Origin of the sequence: Glutamicibacter sp. HZAU (genome assembly GCF_004100365.1) — a bacterium.
In the GTDB taxonomy this organism is placed as follows: Bacteria; Actinomycetota; Actinomycetes; order Actinomycetales; family Micrococcaceae; genus Glutamicibacter; species Glutamicibacter nicotianae.
Genome location: NZ_SCKZ01000002.1, coordinates 368,393 through 387,646, shown reverse-complemented (window position 1 = coordinate 387,646; position 19,254 = coordinate 368,393). Strand labels below are relative to the sequence as shown.

The 19,254-nt window shown below is 63.4% G+C and carries 16 protein-coding genes; 9 read left to right on the top strand and 7 right to left on the bottom strand.

What is annotated here, in order from left to right:
• Positions 1–3: 3 nt before the first annotated feature.
• On the bottom strand, positions 4–978 hold the full coding sequence (locus EKH49_RS04385) for an ADP-ribosylglycohydrolase family protein (RefSeq protein ID WP_128469852.1): 975 nt from the start codon (positions 976–978) through the stop codon (positions 4–6).
• 547 nt (positions 979–1,525) lie between these two features.
• A complete protein-coding gene (locus EKH49_RS04375; protein WP_128469850.1) occupies positions 1,526–2,830 on the bottom strand; it encodes a YjiH family protein in 1,305 nt (434 codons plus the stop codon).
• 410 nt (positions 2,831–3,240) lie between these two features.
• On the opposite strand from EKH49_RS04375, the gene EKH49_RS04370 reads away from it, so the two are divergent.
• The 4 genes from EKH49_RS04370 to EKH49_RS04355 all read left to right on the top strand — a co-directional run bounded on the left by EKH49_RS04370 (position 3,241) and on the right by EKH49_RS04355 (position 8,804).
• Positions 3,241–4,266, top strand: coding sequence for a 3-oxoacyl-ACP synthase III (locus EKH49_RS04370; RefSeq protein ID WP_038989634.1), 1,026 nt, complete (start codon positions 3,241–3,243; stop codon positions 4,264–4,266).
• Positions 4,260–6,851 carry an alpha/beta fold hydrolase gene (locus EKH49_RS04365; RefSeq protein WP_201739560.1) on the top strand — a complete coding sequence of 864 codons (2,592 nt, stop codon included), beginning with the start codon at positions 4,260–4,262 and terminating at the stop codon, positions 6,849–6,851. The genes EKH49_RS04370 and EKH49_RS04365 overlap by 7 nt, the downstream gene beginning before the upstream one ends.
• 56 nt (positions 6,852–6,907) lie before the next feature.
• Positions 6,908–7,855, top strand: a complete 948-nt coding sequence (locus EKH49_RS04360; protein ID WP_236641037.1) for an NAD-dependent epimerase/dehydratase family protein — start codon at positions 6,908–6,910, stop codon at positions 7,853–7,855.
• An 88-nt stretch (positions 7,856–7,943) separates the two neighbouring features.
• Positions 7,944–8,804, top strand: coding sequence for a prephenate dehydratase (locus EKH49_RS04355; RefSeq protein ID WP_128469847.1), 861 nt, complete (start codon positions 7,944–7,946; stop codon positions 8,802–8,804).
• 16 nt (positions 8,805–8,820) lie between these two features.
• Here EKH49_RS04355 and EKH49_RS04350 read toward each other — a convergent pair whose 3' ends face one another.
• Together EKH49_RS04350 and EKH49_RS04345 are read right to left on the bottom strand one after the other, a co-directional pair.
• Entirely contained in the window at positions 8,821–9,495 is a 675-nt protein-coding gene (locus tag EKH49_RS04350) for a response regulator (protein WP_128469846.1), read from the bottom strand.
• Between the two features lie 10 nt (positions 9,496–9,505).
• A complete protein-coding gene (locus tag EKH49_RS04345; RefSeq protein ID WP_330857406.1) occupies positions 9,506–11,107 on the bottom strand; it encodes a sensor histidine kinase in 1,602 nt (533 codons plus the stop codon).
• A 241-nt stretch (positions 11,108–11,348) separates the two neighbouring features.
• Between EKH49_RS04345 and EKH49_RS04340 the strand changes: the two genes are divergently transcribed.
• Genes EKH49_RS04340 through EKH49_RS04325 form a run of 4 tightly spaced genes read left to right on the top strand, consistent with a single transcriptional unit; the run spans position 11,349 to position 14,868 of the window.
• The gene (locus tag EKH49_RS04340; RefSeq protein WP_128469845.1) at positions 11,349–12,362 is read left to right on the top strand and encodes a Bug family tripartite tricarboxylate transporter substrate binding protein; all 1,014 of its coding nucleotides are present in this window, start codon (positions 11,349–11,351) and stop codon (positions 12,360–12,362) included.
• Positions 12,359–12,862, top strand: coding sequence for a tripartite tricarboxylate transporter TctB family protein (locus tag EKH49_RS04335; protein ID WP_038989643.1), 504 nt, complete (start codon positions 12,359–12,361; stop codon positions 12,860–12,862). The genes EKH49_RS04340 and EKH49_RS04335 overlap by 4 nt, the downstream gene beginning before the upstream one ends.
• 21 nt (positions 12,863–12,883) lie before the next feature.
• Positions 12,884–14,470 (top strand): tripartite tricarboxylate transporter permease, encoded by a 1,587-nt coding sequence (locus EKH49_RS04330; RefSeq protein WP_128469916.1) that lies wholly within the window; start codon positions 12,884–12,886, stop codon positions 14,468–14,470.
• A complete protein-coding gene (locus tag EKH49_RS04325) occupies positions 14,467–14,868 on the top strand; it encodes a universal stress protein (protein WP_073706764.1) in 402 nt (133 codons plus the stop codon). Before EKH49_RS04330 ends, EKH49_RS04325 begins: the two co-directional genes overlap by 4 nt.
• A 68-nt stretch (positions 14,869–14,936) precedes the next feature.
• On the opposite strand, the gene EKH49_RS04320 is transcribed toward EKH49_RS04325, so the two are convergent.
• Positions 14,937–15,338, bottom strand: coding sequence for a DUF4282 domain-containing protein (locus tag EKH49_RS04320; RefSeq protein WP_038989647.1), 402 nt, complete (start codon positions 15,336–15,338; stop codon positions 14,937–14,939).
• 178 nt (positions 15,339–15,516) lie between these two features.
• On the opposite strand from EKH49_RS04320, the gene EKH49_RS04315 reads away from it, so the two are divergent.
• Positions 15,517–16,533: a S66 family peptidase gene (locus EKH49_RS04315; RefSeq protein ID WP_128469844.1), complete on the top strand. Its 1,017-nt coding sequence runs from the start codon at positions 15,517–15,519 to the stop codon at positions 16,531–16,533.
• 49 nt (positions 16,534–16,582) lie between these two features.
• On the opposite strand, the gene EKH49_RS04310 is transcribed toward EKH49_RS04315, so the two are convergent.
• Both EKH49_RS04310 and EKH49_RS04305 read right to left on the bottom strand, forming a co-directional pair.
• Positions 16,583–17,968, bottom strand: coding sequence for a plasmid pRiA4b ORF-3 family protein (locus EKH49_RS04310; RefSeq protein ID WP_161567443.1), 1,386 nt, complete (start codon positions 17,966–17,968; stop codon positions 16,583–16,585).
• Positions 17,969–18,139: 171 nt separating this feature from the next.
• Positions 18,140–19,237, bottom strand: coding sequence for a pyridoxal-phosphate-dependent aminotransferase family protein (locus tag EKH49_RS04305; protein ID WP_128469842.1), 1,098 nt, complete (start codon positions 19,235–19,237; stop codon positions 18,140–18,142).
• Positions 19,238–19,254: the final 17 nt, after the last annotated feature.

The window sequence follows — 19,254 nt, the reverse complement described above, 5'->3', positions numbered from 1 at the left end:
ACCTTAGCCTGCAAGATCGTTTGAAATATCGATGAGCTCCTGCATCCGCATTCCGGGCCAACCGTGGACCATCTCCACCCAGTCGTTTGGAATGCTCTGCAAGCCGGAGGCCGCGCCGATAAGCGATCCGGCGATGGCTGCCACGGTGTCGGTATCCACGCCTCCACGTACGGCAGCTTCCACCACCGGAACCAAGCGGGCTTTCCCGTCCACCGCATCGGCGGTGGTGACGGCGCTCCAGGCCGCCTGGAATGCTTCAACAACCCAGCCATTGTTGCCGAAGTCCCGAGGCCGTTGGGTTTCGGCCTGCCCGATGCGCTGTTCCCACACGTGGGCGCGATCTGGCTTGAGAAGCTCAAGCCCGATGCGAATATCAAGTTCTCCGGTGAGCACCGCGTGCTGAATGGCGACGGTCCACAGACCGCACGCTTCAGCGGCTTCGTCATCGAAATGGGTCAGCTTGCTGATGGCTGCCGCTGCGTCGAATGCGGCGGCTGGCGTTCCGGACAGATAAGCCAGTGCAACCGGTGCTGTGCGCATCAGGCTGCCGTTGCCTCCCGAGCGGCCGGTTCGCCGGTGGATCTGCTCGGAACCGGCGAGCGCATCTGCGGCGTTGGGTTCAGTTCTCCCGTCAGCAGACGCGGTGTTCTGGGCATAGGCGAGGACGGCACGGGTCTGGTTGCCGACGTCCGGTGCTTTCACCGCCCATTTGGCCCATTCGCGGACCATGTAATCGCTTGCGTCGCCGTCAAGCTGGCCCTTGGAACCCAACAGGCCCTGGGCAACGACTATCGCCATCGAGGTATCGTCGGTCCACTCCCCGGGTGCAAAGTTGCCCAGCCCTCCGCCGATCATGTCCACTTGCGCGGAATCGGGCAACGGCGCATTGAATTCATAGCCCGCGCCCAGGGCGTCGCCGGCAGCCATGCCGGCCATGACCCCGAGAATCCGATCTTGCACTTCTGATGGATATGCCATGCGTGCCTTTCAATGGGTGGTCGCCAAGGCAGCGGAGAACTGCCTGGGTTCACTGTACCGATGCGCACCGACACCATGGCAGGCCGCGCGGTTTCGGATTACCGCAGCCGCAAATGGCCAATGCCCTGCAGGAACCGGGTTCCTGCAGGGCATTGGATGTCTTGGCTTGGGTCACGGTGTCTGGCCGAACCCAGGTGATGGCGGGGTCGTCGGGTCTGAGGGGTGCCCCGGTGGCGGTTGCGTGGGATCCAGCGGACCTGGAGGCGCCATCGGGCCGTCCGGGTGCGAAGGGCTCGGCGGCGCATCCGGGTGGGATGGGCTTGGAGGTGCGTCGGGAGCCGGCGGCTGCGCGGGAGGCTCAGGCTGGTCGGGAATACTCGGATCGCCCTGCACCGGAACACCTGATTCGTTTAAATGGTTCATGGGAACCTGCCTTCCTTCATATCGATCCGACCATTCAACGACGGATCACCGGTGCGACGCAACGGCATTCAGGCTTCGCAAAGCTGGGACAGCAGCAGACCCGGGCGGAAGCCGCCCGGCCCAGCTACAAGAGCAGGCGCACGATCGGTGTCGCGATGAGGATTGTCAGGACAACGCGCACGAACCAGATGGCAACCATTTGCGGGATGTTCAGCGGAATCTGCGTCGCCAGGACGCATGGCACCAGCGCCGAGAAGAAGATGATCGCCGAGACGCAAACAATGGCGATCACCATGCGCAGCTCGATCGATTCATGTCCCGCAACCAGGGTCGCTGGAAGGAACATTTCGGCAATGCCGGTCGCCGACGCCTTGCCGGCCAGCAGCGAATCTTCCAACCCGACGATCCAGGCGAAGGGAACGAACAGGTAGCCCAGCCAGTCGAAGACCGGAGTGAAGCGGGCCACCACCAGCCCGAGCAGTCCGACGGAAAGAATGGATGGCAAAATCGCCATGGCCATTTTCAATCCGTCCCACACATTGGCGCCGATGTTCTTGGCCAGCGACGGTGCCCGCCGAGAGGCGGCCAGTGCTTCGTTCCAGGCAACGCGTGCCCGGTTGCCCGTCACCAGTTTTTCCTTGTCGTGCTCCATGCCCAGGTAGGTGGTGTCCGGGACCCGGCTCAACGGCGGAATGCGCACCGAAATTGCAGTCACCGCAAAGGTGACGACCAGCGACAGCCAGAAGTACAGGCTCCAATGGTCCATCAGATCCAGCGCCTTGGCAACGATCACCATGAAGCTGGCTGACACCGTGGAAAAGCCGGTGGCGATGATGGCGGCTTCCCGACCGGTATAGCGGCCGCCGCGGTACATGCGGTCGGTGATCAGCAATCCCAGCGAGTAGCTGCCGACGAAGGACGCCACGGCATCCACGGCCGAGCGTCCTGGGGTTCGCCAAATCGGGCGCATGATCGGCTGGCAGAAGACGCCGAGGAATTCCATCAGGCCGTAGCCCACCAGCAGGGCCAGGAAGATGGCACCCACGGGAACGATCAGGCCTACGGGAATCACCAATTTTTCCAGCAGGAACGGCCCCATGTCCGGATCGTTGAGCCATGCTGGGGCGAAGTCGAACAGCAGGGAACAGCCGACAACCAGGCCGAGGATGTTCAAGAACGCAAAGAGGCCCCGGACCTTTGATGCCTTCCAGCCACCGGTGGCGAAGGGAAGAACCGTACCGCAGACGAGCATCAGCACGATGATGTACGGAACCACCGGTGCCGCAGCCGTCTGGATCCAGGTAATCAGGTGGTCCAGCGGGATGGTCCTCTTGCCGTTGATGGTGATGGGCAGGAATGAAGAACACGATGCCGATGAGGCTGTAGACCACGAATCGCAGAACGACTGGAAACGCGCCTTGGGTTTCAACGCTTGAAGTTGTCATTGGATACCGCTTTTCGATGAGGACAGGGCCATCAAAATGAATCGATGCGATATCCATTACAAGGCGATCTTCACCCTCGGATGTGACGGAGATCACTTTTCTTGTCTGGAGTTTCAGACTTGTTTCTCATCAGCTGTGCGGATGGAAGAAAGGCCACAGGATGAGCGGCCCGCTTTTCATGATTCTCTTAGGACTAGTCTGTAGGATCGATATAGTCTGCATAGATCCTGCATCTAGCTTTCGGCTGAAAACTCGCGCTCAAGTGCGTCTTGGCGCGATGCAGGGAATAACCTAGGGAGCATACATACGCAGCCCTGGGCACTTTCCCATCGGCACAGACGTTTCAACGCAGTACGCAGCATATAGATAGTCCAGCAGAAACGAAGGCACCATTTTGAACGGCAATGCCACCTTTAAGCACCACAACGTTGCGCTTTTATCAGTGAACAGCGTTCTCGCACCAGAGGTGGTGAGCTCGGCAGAATTCGATGAGCGGCTGGCTCCCAGCCTGAAACGCCTGCGCCTGTCCAAGAAGCTTCTGGAACGTGTCTCCGGTGTCAAGGAACGCCGTTGGTGGTCCGACGGTGTCGGCTTTGACGATGCCGCGATCATGGCCGGCAAGAAAGCCCTGGATGCCGCTGGTGTCGATGCCAGCAGCATCGGACTGCTCATCAACACGTCGGTGACCCGCCGCAACCTGGAGCCATCGGTGGCCTCCAAGGTGCACAACGGCCTGGGCTTGCCCTCCTCGGCGATGAACTTCGACGTGGCCAACGCCTGCCTCGGTTTCGTCAATGGCATGAGCCTGGCGGCGAACATGATCGACTCGGGCCAGATCAAGTACGCCCTGATTGTTGCCGGCGAAGATTCCAAGCCGACCCAGGAAACCACCTTCCAGCGCCTGAACGCCGAGAATTCCACGCGCGATGACTACATGCGTGAATTCGCCACCCTGACCCTGGGCTCCGGTGCCGCGGCTGCGGTCATCGGCCCGGCCGATGCGCACCCGGATGCGCACCGCATCCTCGGCGGCGTCTCGCGAGCCGGCACCGAGCACCACGAACTGTGCGTCGGAGGCCCCTCGGGCATGTACACGGACACCAAGGGCCTGCTGGACAACGGCCTGGAACTGGTGGTGAACGCTTGGAACGAAGCCCATCAGTCGGGTTGGAACTGGAAATCCATGGACCGCTACGTCACCCACCAGGTGTCCAAGTCCTACACCAACGCCATCATCAAGGCCGTCGGACTGGTCAAGGACCGTGTGCCGATCACCTTCTCCAAGTGGGGCAACGTCGGTCCGGCTTCCCTGCCGATGACCCTCTCCCAGGAAGCTGATTCGCTGAAGAAGGGCGACCGGGTGCTCTGCATGGGCGTCGGTTCCGGCCTGAACACCGCGATGATGGAGATTGCCTGGTGACCGAGCTGTTCCCCGGTGTAGATGCAATATACTCGGCGTATCTTCAAGTGCCGTCCACCTCGCAGGTGGACACCCCGGGCAGCACGCACCGGTGGCACATCCTGGACAACCATGAAGAACTCCAGCAACGTGGCATCGATCCTGTTGGCACCTTGCTGTGCGTGCATGGCAACCCCACCTGGTCCTACCTCTGGCGCAGCCTGCTGAACCACGTCAGCGAGCACTCATTGCCGTGGCGCGTGGTGGCAGTCGACCAGCTGGACATGGGCTTCTCCAAGCGGACCGGTACCTTCCGCCGCTTGGCCGACCGGGTCAACGACCTGGGCGACCTGACCGGCGCGCTGGGGCTGACCGGCAAGGTCACCACCGTGGGCCACGACTGGGGCGGCATCATTTCCCTGGGCTGGGCCGTCTCCCATCAGGAGCAGCTGGAAAACGTGGTGCTGACGAACACCGCAATCCACCCGGCAGGCTTCGAGCTTCCCGCCGCGCTGAAACTCGCCTCCCACCCTGCGGTGCATTCCTGGGGCACCAAGACCTCCCCTGCTTTCTTGCAGGTCACCCACTCGCTGGCGCAGCCGGCCTTGGATCCTGAGGTCCGCAAAGCCTTCATGGCCCCGTACACCAGCGCCGCGAAGCGCGATGGCGTTGCCAACTTTGTCGCCGACATCCCCTTCTCCCCCGAGCACCCGAGCCGTCCTGCCCTGGACGAGATCTCGCAGGCCGTGCGCTCGCTGAAGGTGCCGGCCCTGATGCTCTGGGGTCCGAAGGACCCGGTCTTCTCCGACCGCTACCTGCGCGATCTGCTCTCCCGCCTACCGCACGCCCAGGTGCACCGCTTCGAGGGCTCCAGCCATCTGGTGGGCGAGGACAACGACATCGCCACCCCGATCTTCCAGTGGCTTGCCGGCGAGAAGGAATCCAGGAACACCTCGCGGGCCGAGTCCCTGGGCGATTACCTTCCGATGCTTGCCGAACTCGATTCGCGCACCAATGACCATTCGGCAGCTGTGGTGGACATCAACCCTGCGCGCTCGCTGTCCTGGGCCGAGCTGGGGCAGCGGGTGAACGCCCTGGCCACCGGCTTGCGGCAGATCGGGGTGAAGGCCGGAGACCGGGTGAATCTGCTGGTGCCCCCGGGCATCGAGCTGACCTCACTGATCTACGCCTGCCTGCGCTTGGGCGCGGTCATCGTGGTGGCTGATGCAGGCCTGGGCACCACGGGCATGGGACGCGCCATCAAGGGTTCCGGCCCCAGCTTCCTGATCGGCATCGAGCGTGCCCTGACCGGCGCACGGCTCTTCGGCTGGCCAGGCACCAGGATTTCTGCAGACAACCTGCCAGCTGCCAAGCGCAAGCTGCTGGGCGTCGCCCACACTCTGCCCGAGCTCTATGCAGCCGGCGGCAAGGCAGCCACCGGTTCCTCGGCGTTCGAGCCGGCCGACCCGGATGCCGACGCGGCAGTGCTGTTCACCTCCGGTTCCACCGGCCCGGCCAAGGGCGTGGTGTACACCCATCGCCAGCTGGCAGCCATGCGCGATACCCTGCGCGAAACCTACAACCTGAAGGCCGGTTCCGCACTGGTGGCAGGCTTCGCTCCGTTCGCACTGCTCGGGCCTGCGCTGGGCGCCACCTCGGTCACCCCCGACATGGACGTGACCGCCCCGCGGACCTTGACCGCACAGGCATTGGCCGACGCGGCGGCCGCCGTGCACGCGACCACGGTCTTCGCCTCCCCCGCGGCGCTGGCCAACGTGCTGGAGACCAAGGATGCGTTGGACCAGTCCCAGCGCGAATCCTTGGCCGGGGTCTCGCTGATGCTTTCTGCCGGGGCGCCGATCCCCGAGCCGTTGCTGGCCAAGGTGCAGGAACTGGTTCCGCAGGCAAAGGTCCACACTCCCTATGGCATGACCGAGGCCTTGCCGGTCACCGATATCGACCTTCCCGGCATCCGCACCGCCGGCCAGGGCAATGGCGTGTGCGTCGGCACGGCTGTCGCCGGGGCCACGGTTGCCATCGCGCCGATTGATGCGTTGGGCGTGGCCGGCGATAAGCCGGAATTCACCCCGAATGCCACAGGCGAGATACTGGTGCGCGCGCCACACGTCAAGGACCGCTACGACCGCTTGTGGATCACCGAACAGCACAGCAGCTCGATCCCCGGCTGGCATCGCACCGGCGATGTCGGGCACCTGGATGACCAGGGCCGGCTCTGGGTCGAGGGCCGCCTGGGCCATGTGCTGCGCACCGCCAAGGGTGCCATCACCCCGGTGGCGGCCGAGCACGCTGCCGAGTCGGTTGCCGGGGCCGGCCGTGCCGCGCTGGTTGGCGTAGGACCCGACGGAACCCAAGCGGCGGTCGTCGTCATGGAGACCGTGCCCCCGGCCCGCAAGCCGGGCCCGGCCAGCAGCGAGCTGGCGCGCCAGGTGCGCTCCGCGGTCGCTGCCACCGGCACCGACGTGGCAGCCGTGCTGGTGGTGCCCAACCTGCCGACGGATATCCGCCATAATTCGAAGATTGACCGTGCCGCGCTAGCCGACTGGGCCGCAGCTACGCTCGCCGGTGGAAGGATCCGCAACCCGTGAGTGCTCCTGAAACTGCTTCGACCCCGCGCCGCGTGCTGGTCACCGGCGCCAGCGGCATGCTCGGTGGCGCCGTGGCACAGCTGCTGCGCGACAACGGCCACCACGTGCGCACCTTCCAGCGCGGTGCCTCGGCCGGTGCCACCGATGAAGTCCGCGGTTCGCTGACGCATCTGGACGCCGTGGCTGCTGCCGTAGAGTCCATGGATGCGGTCATCCACCTGGCGGCAAAAGTCTCCTTTACCGGCCAGTGGGAGGATTTCGTCGCCACGAATATCGACGGAACCAGCAATCTGCTGGAAGCCTCCAAGGAATCAGGCGTCAAGGATTTCGTTTTCGTTTCCACGCCATCGGTAGCCCACTTTGGCGATTCGCTGGCCGGTGCCGGGGCCGGCGAAGCCGATCCGCAGCAGGCGCGTGGATTCTATGCACGCTCCAAGGCGGCCGCCGAGCTGGAGGCCCTGGGCAACGATTCGCCTGGGTTCCGGGTAACAGCGATCCGCCCGCATGTGGTGTGGGGGCCAGGCGATACCCAGCTGGTGGAGCGGGTCATCGCGCGGGCCAAGGCCGGACGGCTCCCGTTGCTGGACCATGGCGCGGCGTTGATCGACACCACCTATATCGACAACGCGGCGGCTGCCATCGTTCGCGGCTTGGAGCGCATGGACCACGCCCATGGACGTGCCCTGGTAGTCACCAATGGCGAACCCCGTCCGGTGGGCGAATTAATTGCCGGCATCTGCCAGGCCGGCGGGGCCCCTGCCCCGAAGCTCAACGTTCCGGGCTGGCTGGCCCGCGGTGCCGGTTCAGTGATCGAGAAGTTGTGGCTGGCCGCCGGTTCGCGCAACCTCGTGCACGATGAGCCGCCGATGACGCGTTTCCTCGCCGAGCAACTGTCTACCGCGCACTGGTTCGACCAGCGGGCAACGCATGAAATCCTCGATTGGAAGCCCGAAGTCACCATCGACGAGGGACTGCAGAAGCTCGCCGCGCACTACCGGAACTAATTGGCCTGCGGGGCGCCCGGCAGCAGCCTCGACGTCATCTGCTTTCTCCGATTCCGGCCCCGCCATGGCGCTGGGATATGTTGGTTCAATGCGCAAGAAGATTTCCTACCAGGGCGAGGCCGGCTCCAACTCGAACATGGCCTGCATGCAGCGTTTCCCCGAGATGGAAGCCATTCCGTGCGCCAGCTTCGAGGATGCCTTCGCCATGGTGGAAAACGGCGAGGCCGAGCTGGCAATGATTCCGATCGAGAATTCCATTGCCGGCCGCGTTGCCGATATCCATGTCCTGCTGCCCGAATCGGATCTGCACATTGTCGGCGAGCACTACCTGCGGATCCGCTTCGATCTGCTCGGGCTGCCTGGCAGCAGCATCGCCGAGGCCACCGAGGTGCACAGCCACATCCACGCGCTGGGCCAGTGCCGCAAGATCATCCGCGAGCACGGGCTGACCCCGGTGATTGCCGGCGATACCGCAGGTTCGGCGCGCGAAGTGCGCGACTGGAATGATCCTGCCAAGCTCTCACTCGCACCTCCCATGGCGGCCGAGCTGTACGGCTTGGAGGTACTGGCCTCCGGGGTCGAAGATGACCAGACGAATACGACCCGCTTCGTAGTGCTCGCCCGCGAGCAGCAATTGCCGCACCGTTCGCAGCTTCCGGACTCGGTGATTACCACCTTGGTGTTCCAGGCACGCAACGTGCCCAGCGCCCTGTACAAGGCATTGGGCGGATTCGCGACGAACGGCGTGAACATCACCCGTCTGGAAAGCTACATGGTCGGTTCGTCCTTCGCCGCCACCACCTTCATGGTGGACATCGAGGGCCACCCCGAGGATTTGCCGGTGCGCCTGGCTTTGGAAGAATTGGAATTCTTCACCTGGGAAATCAAGATCCTCGGCACCTACGCGGCCAGCGAGCATCGCCAACGCAATTCGGCGGCATTCGTCTAGGCCAGTCTCTGGAGAACTATGCCCGCCAGGAGTAGCGGCGTTCGGGCCTGCCAACTCCCCCGTAGCGCAGATTCACCTGCGCCAAGTTCTCTTCGGCAAGATACTCCAGGTACCGGCGAGCGCTGACCCGGGAGGTTCCGAGCTTTTCAGCCGTTTCGGTGGCCGAGATGGGTTCGGCGGTTTCCTTGACGATGTTCTGGACCAGCTCCATGGTTTCGGCGCTGCAGCCTTTGGGCAGCGGGCGGCGCTGCTGTCCGGCGAGGCCGAAGAGCCTGTTGACGTCGGCCTGCTGCAGTTCCTGGTCGGTGGCCTGCCCCAGCGGCTGGTAGGTCCTGGCGTAGTGCTCCAGGCGCTCGCGCAGGTCCTCGCGCGAGAAGGGCTTCATCAGGTAGTGGACAATCCCTCCGCGCAGCGCACGGCGCACGGTCTCCATTTCCCGCGCCGCGCTGATCACCAGGACGTCGAGTTCCGGCTGGACTTCGCGCAAACGCTGCAACAGGTCCAGTCCATTCATGTCGGGCAAGTGGATGTCGAGCAAGATCAGATCCGGAGATAGCGCGGCGGCGGCCTTGAGCGCGTCGCTCGCGGAGTGCGCCACGCCGACCACGGTAAATTCAGGCTCGCTGTTGACGAACCCTGCGTGCACCTTGGCGACCATGAAGTCATCGTCGATCACCAGTACTTTGATCACTTCTTGCTTCCTACTTCCTGAGCGTGGCGGTAAACCGGGCACCGTGGTCATTGGCTGCGGCCAGCTCCCCGCCGCGGCGCCGGCACACGAGGCGGCTGATCGCCAGGCCGAAGCCCCGGCCGCCGGAGACCGAGCTGTCTTTCGTGGAGAAACCCTGGGTGAAGATCTCGTCGATGGCAGCTTCGGCGATCCCTTCTCCATTGTCGCTTACGATGACGCGGACCAGCTCGTTGGTTTCCTCGATGCCGACCTTGATTTGAGGCGTGGATGCCGAGATGGCCGCGTCCATCGCATTATCGACGAGATTGCCGATCACCGTGGTCAGATCCCGCGCCAGCTGCTCCTCGCACCGGCCCAGCGCCGAGTTCGGCACCATCGCCAGGTGCACCCCGCGTTCGGTGGCGACGCTGGACTTGGCAATCAGCAGCGCGGCAATCGTGGGTTCTGCGATGCAGGCGGAGACGTCCTCGAAGATCTTGCTCCTGCTGAAGCTCACGCCATCGATGAAGCCCACGACCTCGTCGTATTCCTCGAGCTGGATCAACCCGGAAATCGCGTGCAGCTGGTTGGCGAATTCGTGGGTCTGCGCCCTGAGCATGTCGGCCGTGGCCTTGCTGTCGCCCAGTTCCTGCTCCAGCAGGGTCAGTTCGGTCTTGTCGCGGAAGGTGGTGACGGAGCCCAGGTCCCGCCTGGCGGTCTTGACCGGCATGCGGTTGAACACCAGGACCCGCTCGCCGACAAGGAATTGGCGGTCGGGCTGCTCCTGGCTGGTGTTCAGCGCGTGCCGCACCTGCGGCGCCACCTCCAATTCGTCCAGGGTCTTGCCCACACAGTCATCAGGCAGTTGCAGCAGCTCGACGGCGATGTCATTGGCCAGCATCACCCGGCTGTCCGGAGACACCGAGATGATGCCTTCCTTGACTCCGTGCAGCAGGGCCTCTCGGTGCTCGAACAGCTCCGCGATTTCGCCCGGTTCCATCCCGCGGGTCTGGTGCTTGACCCTGCGCGAGAGCAGCACCGAGCCGGTGGTTCCCAGCACCAGGGAAATGAGCAGGGTGGCCAAGGCGCTGGGAGCGATATCCTGGATCATTTCGCCGGTACTGGGATAGCTTTGGCCTGCGCTGACAATGCCGACCATCTTCCCGTCGTTATCCAGCACCGGTACCTGGGCAATCAGCACATGGTTGCCATTGCGCCAGATTTCCCCGGTCCATCCGCGGCCTTCGGCGACAGCGGATTCGGGGTGCAGGATCGAGGTTCCCACTTCATCGGGGTAGCTGGAGGTGATGACGGTGCCCTGGGGATCGGCGATGATCACGAATTGCAATCCCGAGGTGCTGCGTACCGATTCACCCATGGCAGGCAACGCCGAGCCCATTTCCGGCTCCGCTTGCGGAAGCAGAACGCGCAGCAGCGGGTTGGCGGCCAGCGATTCTGCTGCCGAGAGGCTGCGGCGCCCCTCGATCTTCTCGAAGTTATTGGTGGCCTGGGTCAGCGCGACCGTGATGACTCCGGCGAGCACCACTGCGATAATCAGCAATTGCAGGACCAGGTACTGTCCGGCCAGGGTCATCCTGCGGCGCGGGTACAGCTGAGCGAGAAATAAACGCATGGACTTCATTGCCTCGCCCCCCCAAAAATCCAGAATTCCACTGCGCCCACGGCAAACCCCCGCTGGGCGGCTTGCAGCTGGCACTGTGCTACCTTACCGAAGATTTGAATGGTTCAGATCACAATTTCCGGTTACACAATGAACAGTATTTTCTTTGAGTACGCAAGAGTGACCTGATTCACCATCGCGCATAGGTTGGAATCACTCGCAACCCCGATGAAAGCAAAGAGGCTGAGTCAACATGAAACCATTCAAGTCCTTCCGTGCGCTGACGGCGCTGGCCGCGGCTGCCGCGCTTGCACTGACCGCCACCGGCTGCGGCGTGACCTCCGAGACCTCCAGCACCGACGCTGCAGAGTCCAAGGGCCCAATCGCGAACCTTCGCATCATGGTGCCGAACACCCCAGGCGGCGGCTACGACACCACCGCTCGCGTTGCTGCCAAGGTGATGGATGACGCGTCGCTGGCCAGCAACCCAGAAGTCTTCAACCTTGCAGGTGCCGGCGGTACCGTCGGCCTGGCGCGCATTGTCAACGAGAAGGGCAATGGCGATTTGGCCATGCTCATGGGCCTGGGCGTGGTCGGTGCCAGCTACACCAACGAAACCGACGCCAAGCTGACCGATACCACGCCGATTGCCAAGCTCATCGAAGAGCCCGGAGCGATCATGGTGTCCAAGGATTCGCCATACAAGACCATCGACGACTTGGTGAAGGCCTGGAAGGAGGATCCGAGCAAGCTCTCGGTCGGGGGCGGCTCCTCCCCTGGCGGACCTGACCATCTGCTGCCGATGCAGCTGGCCGAAGCCGTGGGCATTGATCCCAAGGACGTGAACTTCGTATCCTACGACGGCGGCGGCGATTTGCTGCCTGCCATCCTGGGCAACAAGCTGGCCTTCGCGGCCTCCGGTGCCGGCGAGTACATGCAGCAGATCGAAGAGGGCTCCGTGCGCGTGCTGGCCACCAGCGGCGAAGAGCGCCTCGAAGGCGTGGACGCGCCAACCCTGAAGGAATCAGGCATCGACCTGGTGTTCTCCAACTGGCGCGGCTTGGTGGCTCCACCGGAGATCTCCGAGGAGGACAAGGCCAAGTGGGTCAACCTGATCACCGAAATGCATGATTCGGCCGAATGGCAGGAAGCCTTGAAGACCAACGGCTGGAGCGACGCCTTCATGACCGGCGATGAGTTCTCCGCCTTCCTCACCGAGCAGGACGAGCGCGTTGCCAGCGTCCTGAAGACCCTGGGTCTGGCGTGAGCGAGGTAAGCACCGCAAAGAAGAAACGCGTCGAACTCCTGTTCGCCGCGTTTCTTCTTCTCGTCGGAATCATCGTGTTTGTTGATGCGTCGCAGCTGCATGTGACGTACTCCCAAGCAGACGTGGTCGGCCCCAAGGCCCTGCCCTACGTCGTCTCGGGCATTCTCGTACTTTCAGCCATTGCCTTGGCCATCACCGTGATGCGCGGAAACCTCGCCGAGGGCGAAGAAGGCGAAGACGTGGATCTGAGCCAGCCCTCGGACTGGAAGGTCCTGCTGCCGCTGATCGGCGTCTTCGTGCTGAACCTGCTGATCGTGAACTGGGCCGGCTGGGTCATCTCGGGAACCATCATGTTCTTCGGTGCGGCGACCTGCCTGGGCGCCCGGCGCTGGGTTTTGACCCTGGTCATTTCCCTCGCACTGGCTCTCGGTTCCTTCTACGGCTTCTACCTTGGCCTGGGCATCAAGCTTCCGGCCGGAATCCTCTCGGGGGTGCTGTAAGTGGAAACTCTTGACCTCTTGATGGGCGGCTTCGCCTCGGCGCTGACCCCGATCAACCTGCTCTTCGCCTTCGCCGGAGCCCTCCTGGGCACCGCTGTCGGCGTGCTGCCGGGCATCGGCCCGGCCATGGCCGTGGCCTTGCTGCTGCCCCTGACCTTCGGCATGGAAACCTCCAGCGCCCTGATCATGTTCGCGGGCATCTACTACGGCGGGATGTACGGCGGGTCGACCACCTCGATCCTGCTCAATACCCCTGGCGAATCCGCGACAGTCATCACCGCCATCGAAGGCCACAAGATGGCCAAGGCGGGCCGGGCGGCGCAAGCTCTGGCCACCGCGGCCATCGGCTCGTTCGTTGCCGGCACCATCGGCACCGCGCTGCTGGTGACAGTTGCCCCGATCGTCGTGAAGTTCGCGGTGAGCCTGGGCGCACCGAGCTACTTCGCAATCATGGTCCTCGCTTTGGTCACCGTGACCGCGGTGCTGGGTTCTTCCAAGGTCCGCGGTTTCGCCGCCTTGGGCCTGGGTTTGGCCATTGGCTTGGTCGGCATGGACCCGGTCTCCGGGCAGAGCCGCCTGACCTTCGGCTTCGCGCCACTGGTCGACGGCATGGACATCGTGGTGGTCGCCGTGGCGATCTTCGCCATTGGCGAGGCGCTGTGGATTGCCGCGCACCTGCGCACCAGCCCTGCACGCACCATTCCGGTGGGTGCCCCGTGGATGGGCAAGGAAGACTGGAAGCGTTCGTGGAAGCCCTGGCTTCGCGGAACCGCCTACGGGTTCCCCTTCGGCGCGCTGCCTGCCGGCGGTGCCGAAGTTCCGACCTTCCTCTCCTACGTCACCGAGAAGAAGCTCTCCAAGCATCCGGAGGAGTTTGGCCACGGCGCCATCGAGGGCGTTGCCGGCCCTGAAGCGGCGAACAACGCCTCGGCCGCTGGCACCCTGACCCCGATGCTGGCTCTCGGCCTGCCCACCAACGCCACCGCTGCGGTGATGCTGGCGTTCTTGACCATGAAGGGCATCCAGCCCGGTCCGCTGCTCTTCGAGAATGAACCCGACTTGGTGTGGGCGCTGATTGCCAGCTTGTTCATCGGCAACACGCTGCTGCTGCTGATCAACCTGCCGTTGGCACCGCTATGGGCTAAGTTGCTGAAGATCCCGCGCCCCTACCTGTATGCGGGCATCTTGTTCTTCGCTACGCTGGGTGCGTTCTCGGTGAACATGCAGGTCGCCGACCTCTGGCTGCTGCTGATCATCGGCTTGCTGGGCTTCGCCTTGCGCCGCTTCGGCCTCCCGGTGCTTCCGCTGATCCTCGGCGTGATCATCGGCCCGATGGCCGAGGAACAGCTGCGCAAGACCTTCCAGCTCAGTGCCGGCGAGGTCTCGGGGCTGTGGAGCGAGCCGCTGGCCGTGGGCATCTACGTGCTCATCGCGATCCTGCTCCTGCTGCCGGTGCTGATCTCCATCATCCGCCGCAAGCGCGGAACCGGATCGGACGCTGCAGAAGCCCTGCTGGGCGAGAACTCAGCTGGCGGCGACCAGACCGAGCTGGCAGAGCCTGCCCACCGCAATGAGCACAACCAGGGTGCTGGAAGGAATGAATCATGACGATCGTTGTGGGCTACATCCCCTCGCCTGAAGGCGAAGCCGCCCTGGAACGGGCGATCATCGAGGCTAGGCGCAACGAGGCGCGATTGATCGTGGTGAACTCCTCCAAAGGCGACCAGCTGGTGGACGACAGGCTCATTGATGCGAAGCAGTATCACGAGCTGGAAGCCCGGCTTGCTGAGGCAGGCATCGATTTCTGGATCGAACGCCATTCCCAGGGAGCCGATGCGGCAGACCAGATCCTGCACATCGCCGAGGCGCAACGTGCCGAGCTGATCGTGATCGGTCTGCGCAAGCGCACGGCCATGGGCAAGTTCCTCATGGGGAGCAACGCGCAACGGATCCTGCTCCAGGCCTCCTGCCCGGTGCTCTCGCTGAAAGCATCCAGCGACTGGTAATCCTGCCAGTCCTTCGCGCGAAACGGCCGATGGCCCGCACCAGTGGTGCGGGCCATCGGCCGTTGTCCCTACTTCTGGTAGGGGTTGGCTGGCGGAGTGTTGTTGCCGCCATTGGCAGTTGGATCCTGCGGCTGCTGCGGAGCCGGAGGATTGCCCGGGTGCGGGCGGTAGCCGCCGTCTGCCGGCGGGATGCCACCGGCCAGGCGAACCAGTTCAGTGGTGTTCTCCGCGGTGCGGATCTGCGCCAGCAAGGATTCGAGGCTTGCACGGACCAGAACCAAGTAGACCAGGGACACCAATGGACCGACGATCAAGAGCATCAGGAAGCCGAGCATCGCGTCAGCCATGAACCCGGTAATCACCAGTCCGAGGTAGCCGATAGCCAACAGGACCATGATCAAGATGTAGACGATCTTGATGATCGATGGCGTGATGAACTGCCTGAAATCCAAGTCGAAGAGGGACTTCACCGTATTTCCTGCTTTCTTTAGAGAAATCGTGCTGTCACGCCCACGCTATCGAATTTCTCAGGAATCGCACAGTAGCTGGAGCGGAATATCATCATTTGTTGCAAAAAATTTCGCCAACAATTCCCGAACAGTCACTGCAGCTATTCTCCCAAGCTACGCCAGGGCCTAGACTGGTGGAATGCCAAGCCCACTGAAGCCGACCGTCATCCCTGCCCGAATGCAAGCCGGAGACGCCGTCAGGGTCATCGCGCCCTCGTGTTCCCGCACCTTCGTGATGGAATTCGACAATACGCAGTGGGTCAATGAACGCTTCGATGCCATGGGGTTCAAGCTGGAATTCGGCGAGCACGTGGATGAGAATGACGATTTCGACAGCTCGTCCATTCCATCGCGCGTGGCCGATCTGCACGCCGCATTTGCCGATGCATCTGTCGCCGGGATCATCTCGGTCATTGGCGGCTTCAATTCCAACGAACTGCTCCCCCACCTCGACTGGGAGCTCATTGCCGCCAACCCCAAGGTCTTCTGCGGCTACTCGGATTTCACCGCCCTGGCCAACGCCGTCCACGCCAAGACCGGGTTAGTGACCTACGTCGGCGCGCATTGGTCCAGCTTTGGCATGCGCGATCATTTCGAGCCGACCGGCCAGTGGTTCCGGGCCGCAACCCACGAGCATGCATGGAGCATCGAGCACGCCACTGAATTCACCGACGACCTGTGGTTCATGGACCAGGACAATCGCACCGCCAACGCAACCAGCGGACCATGGATCCTGAACGAAGGCGCTGCCACGGGCATGGTGATCGGCGGGAATCTGGGCACGCTGAGGCTGCTGCAGGGAACCGAGTTCATGCCGCCCTTGGACGGGGCTGTGCTGTTTGTCGAGGACGACGACGCCGCAGACGTCCACGAATTCGCGCGCAGCCTTGCCTCGCTGCTGCAGATTCCTGGAGCCGAGAACATCCGCGGCCTTGCCATCGGCCGATTCCAGCTCGAATCCAGCATTTCGCGTGACCTGCTGGAACAAATCGTTGCCAAGCATCCGTTGCTCTCCACCGTGCCGGTGGTCGCCAACCTCGACTTCGGGCATACCTCGCCGATGTTCACCATCCCCATCGGCGGCATCGCCCGGCTCGAAGCCCGAGGTCTGGTGCCCCGCATGGATTTTGCCCACGTGGCGCACCAGCTGGATTAGCAGGCATTCCCAGCCGCACGGGCGGAGCACCTGATGCTCCCGCGTGCTTCTAGTGCTGCAGCAGGTAGCGGGACAGCTCGGCCAGCCGCGGGTTGAGCTCTTCCTTCTTGTCCTCCCGGTGCAGCCGGTACTCCAACAGCCGTTCGACCAGGTACCACTCTTCGACGCTGGGCAGCCACGATTCGCCGTTGACCGGGCGTTGCTGGTTCGGGTCCCAGTAGCCGAAAATTTCCAGGATCTCGGACCTGTCCAAGAAGAACTCCGGCTGCGCCGAGTGGCGTTGCATGCGATCCGGGATGTACCCACCGGCGCGGATGAACCACCCGGCGAACGTCGAGTCGCACTCGATGTTCCGGTCCCGAACATCATTGCCCTTGTACTGTGCCAGGCGCGAGGCCATATGCTCCGCCAACGCCGTTGGATCATCCATGAGCTTGCGCCCACGCTGGGTGGTGGTGAGCACTCCCTTGGCCTTGCGCAGAAGCCCCATGCGCTGCGCAGCTTCGCGAATCCTGGCCACGGTCAGCATGTTGTTTTCGCGCTTGGAGGACCCGCTTTCGAAGTCGATGCCTTCCAGGTCTGAACGTTCCACGAGATCGCCGACAACCTTCGGCGGCATCCAGCCAGCCTTGGTGAGAATCAGCCCGTCGCTGCACAGCTCGGCGAGCACCGTGAAGGGCCGCACCAGTTGAATGAACCAGGACGGCGGCGGCCCGCCGGCCGGCTGCAAGCCCAGGCCGATTTGGGCGGCAGGTACGGACATGGCCAGGCGCAACTCCGGATCCATCGACTCGAACCAACGGCCCAGGCCATTGACGCCGGCGCCCTGGGCGGCGAGCAGTTCCAAGCGCCGACCGGCTACTTCGGCATCGAAGACTCCGGGATTGAACGGATTCCAGCGCCCACCGCGCCAGTGCATCCAGGCGATGATCTGCTCCGCTTCATCGTCCTCGAGGTCTTCCCAGCTGTCGGGCGCTGGATTGCCGTTGAAGATGCCCAGCTTCTCGTACCAGCCGTGGATTCCGCCGCTATCCTCCAGCGGGGCACGCAGCTCGCCGTCCACGACCCGGTAGGGCGGATCGCCAGCCGCCTTGGCGTGCTGCGATACCACCGTGATCTTGTGCATCCAGCCGTCGCCGAAGTCGTATTCGAAGTAGAGTTCACCTTCGGCCGCCTTGAGCGCCTGGCCCAGGGTGGTGGTCTCCTGGGCTTCGCCCAGTCCGATCTCCAGCCGGCTCTGTTCCTCGTACCAGGTGATGGCCTCGTCGGTGCGCGATCGGAGATGCGGGTTGATGCTGTGGAAGGCCTGCAGGTGCGCGTGCTCCCAGCCCATCGCGCACTGCAGGGCCAGTCCCGCCTCGTCGAGCATGAGGCTGTCGTCCATGTCCATGGTGCGCCAGATCAACGGGTCGGACCCGACAAGTTCGATTCGCACGGTCAGCATTCGTTGCAGTGAAATCACACCAGTCATGGTCTTGAGCATATCTGCCCACTGCCCGAATCCAGAACGGCGAGTACGGAAGAAGACGCGGCAAGCATCCGCGAAAAGGTCGAGGGACCCGCCCGGACAAATCCCGGCGGGTCCCTCGACAGCAAAAGTGGGCGATCAGGCCTTGGCGATCGCTTCCTTCAGCGCGGACAGCAGCAACGCCACCGACCCCGGATTCGCATTGGGGCCCATCATGCCGATGCGCCACACGGTGCTCGCGTACTTGCCCACGCCGCCGCCAATTTCAATATTGAAGCGGTCAAGCAGGTAGCCGCGGACCTTCGCCGAGTCAACGCCTTCAGGAACGTAGACGGTGGTCAGCTGCGGCAGGCGGTACCCTTCCTGGGCAAAGAGCTCCAAGCCCATGTCCTGCAAGCCGGCTTGCAGCAACCCGCCAGCTTCCTGGTGGCGTGCAGTCACCGCTTCCAGGCCTTCGGCCATGATCCGGTCGATGCCTGCTTCCAGCGAAGCAACCATCGCGACCGGTGCGGTGTGGTGGTAGGTGCGTTGGCCGCCGGTAGAACCGGTGGCGTAGCCGCCGAGCAAGCCCAGATCTAGGTACCAGGACTGAGGCTTCTGTACCCGGCGTTCGAAAGCGCGGTCCGAAATCGTGAATGGCGCCAGGCCGGGAGCCACGCCGAGGCATTTCTGCGTGCCTGCATAGCCGACGTCGATGCCCCATTCATCTGCCAGCACTGGCATGCCGCCAATGGAGGTCACTGCATCGGTGATCAGCAGGGCGTCGCCCTTGATCGCTCCCAGCGCGGCAATATCGGAAACAACGCCGGTACTGGTTTCGGCATGCACGCCGGCAATAACGGTTGGGTTCGGGTGCGCCGCGGCAACACGCTCGGCATCAATTGGAGTTCCGTATTCATGCTCTACGCGGACCACTTCTGCGCCAGCGCGCGAAGCAACTTCGCACATGCGCTCGCCGAACAAGCCGTTGATGGCAATGACCGCCACGTCGCCCGGATTAATGGTGTTGACGAAAGCGGCTTCCATGCCGGCTGATCCCGTGGCGCTCAAAGGCAGCGTACGTGAGTTCTTGGTTCCCCAGAGAGTGCGCAAGCCATCGGCAACGCGGTCCATGCGTGCGATGAACTCCGGATCCAGGTGCCCCAGCAGAGGCAGGCCGAGTGCCGCCGTGGCTTCTGGATACGGGTTGCATGGGCCTGGTCCGAATAGGTGGCGCTGAAGAACAGTCTTGCTCATGACGACTCTCTTTCATC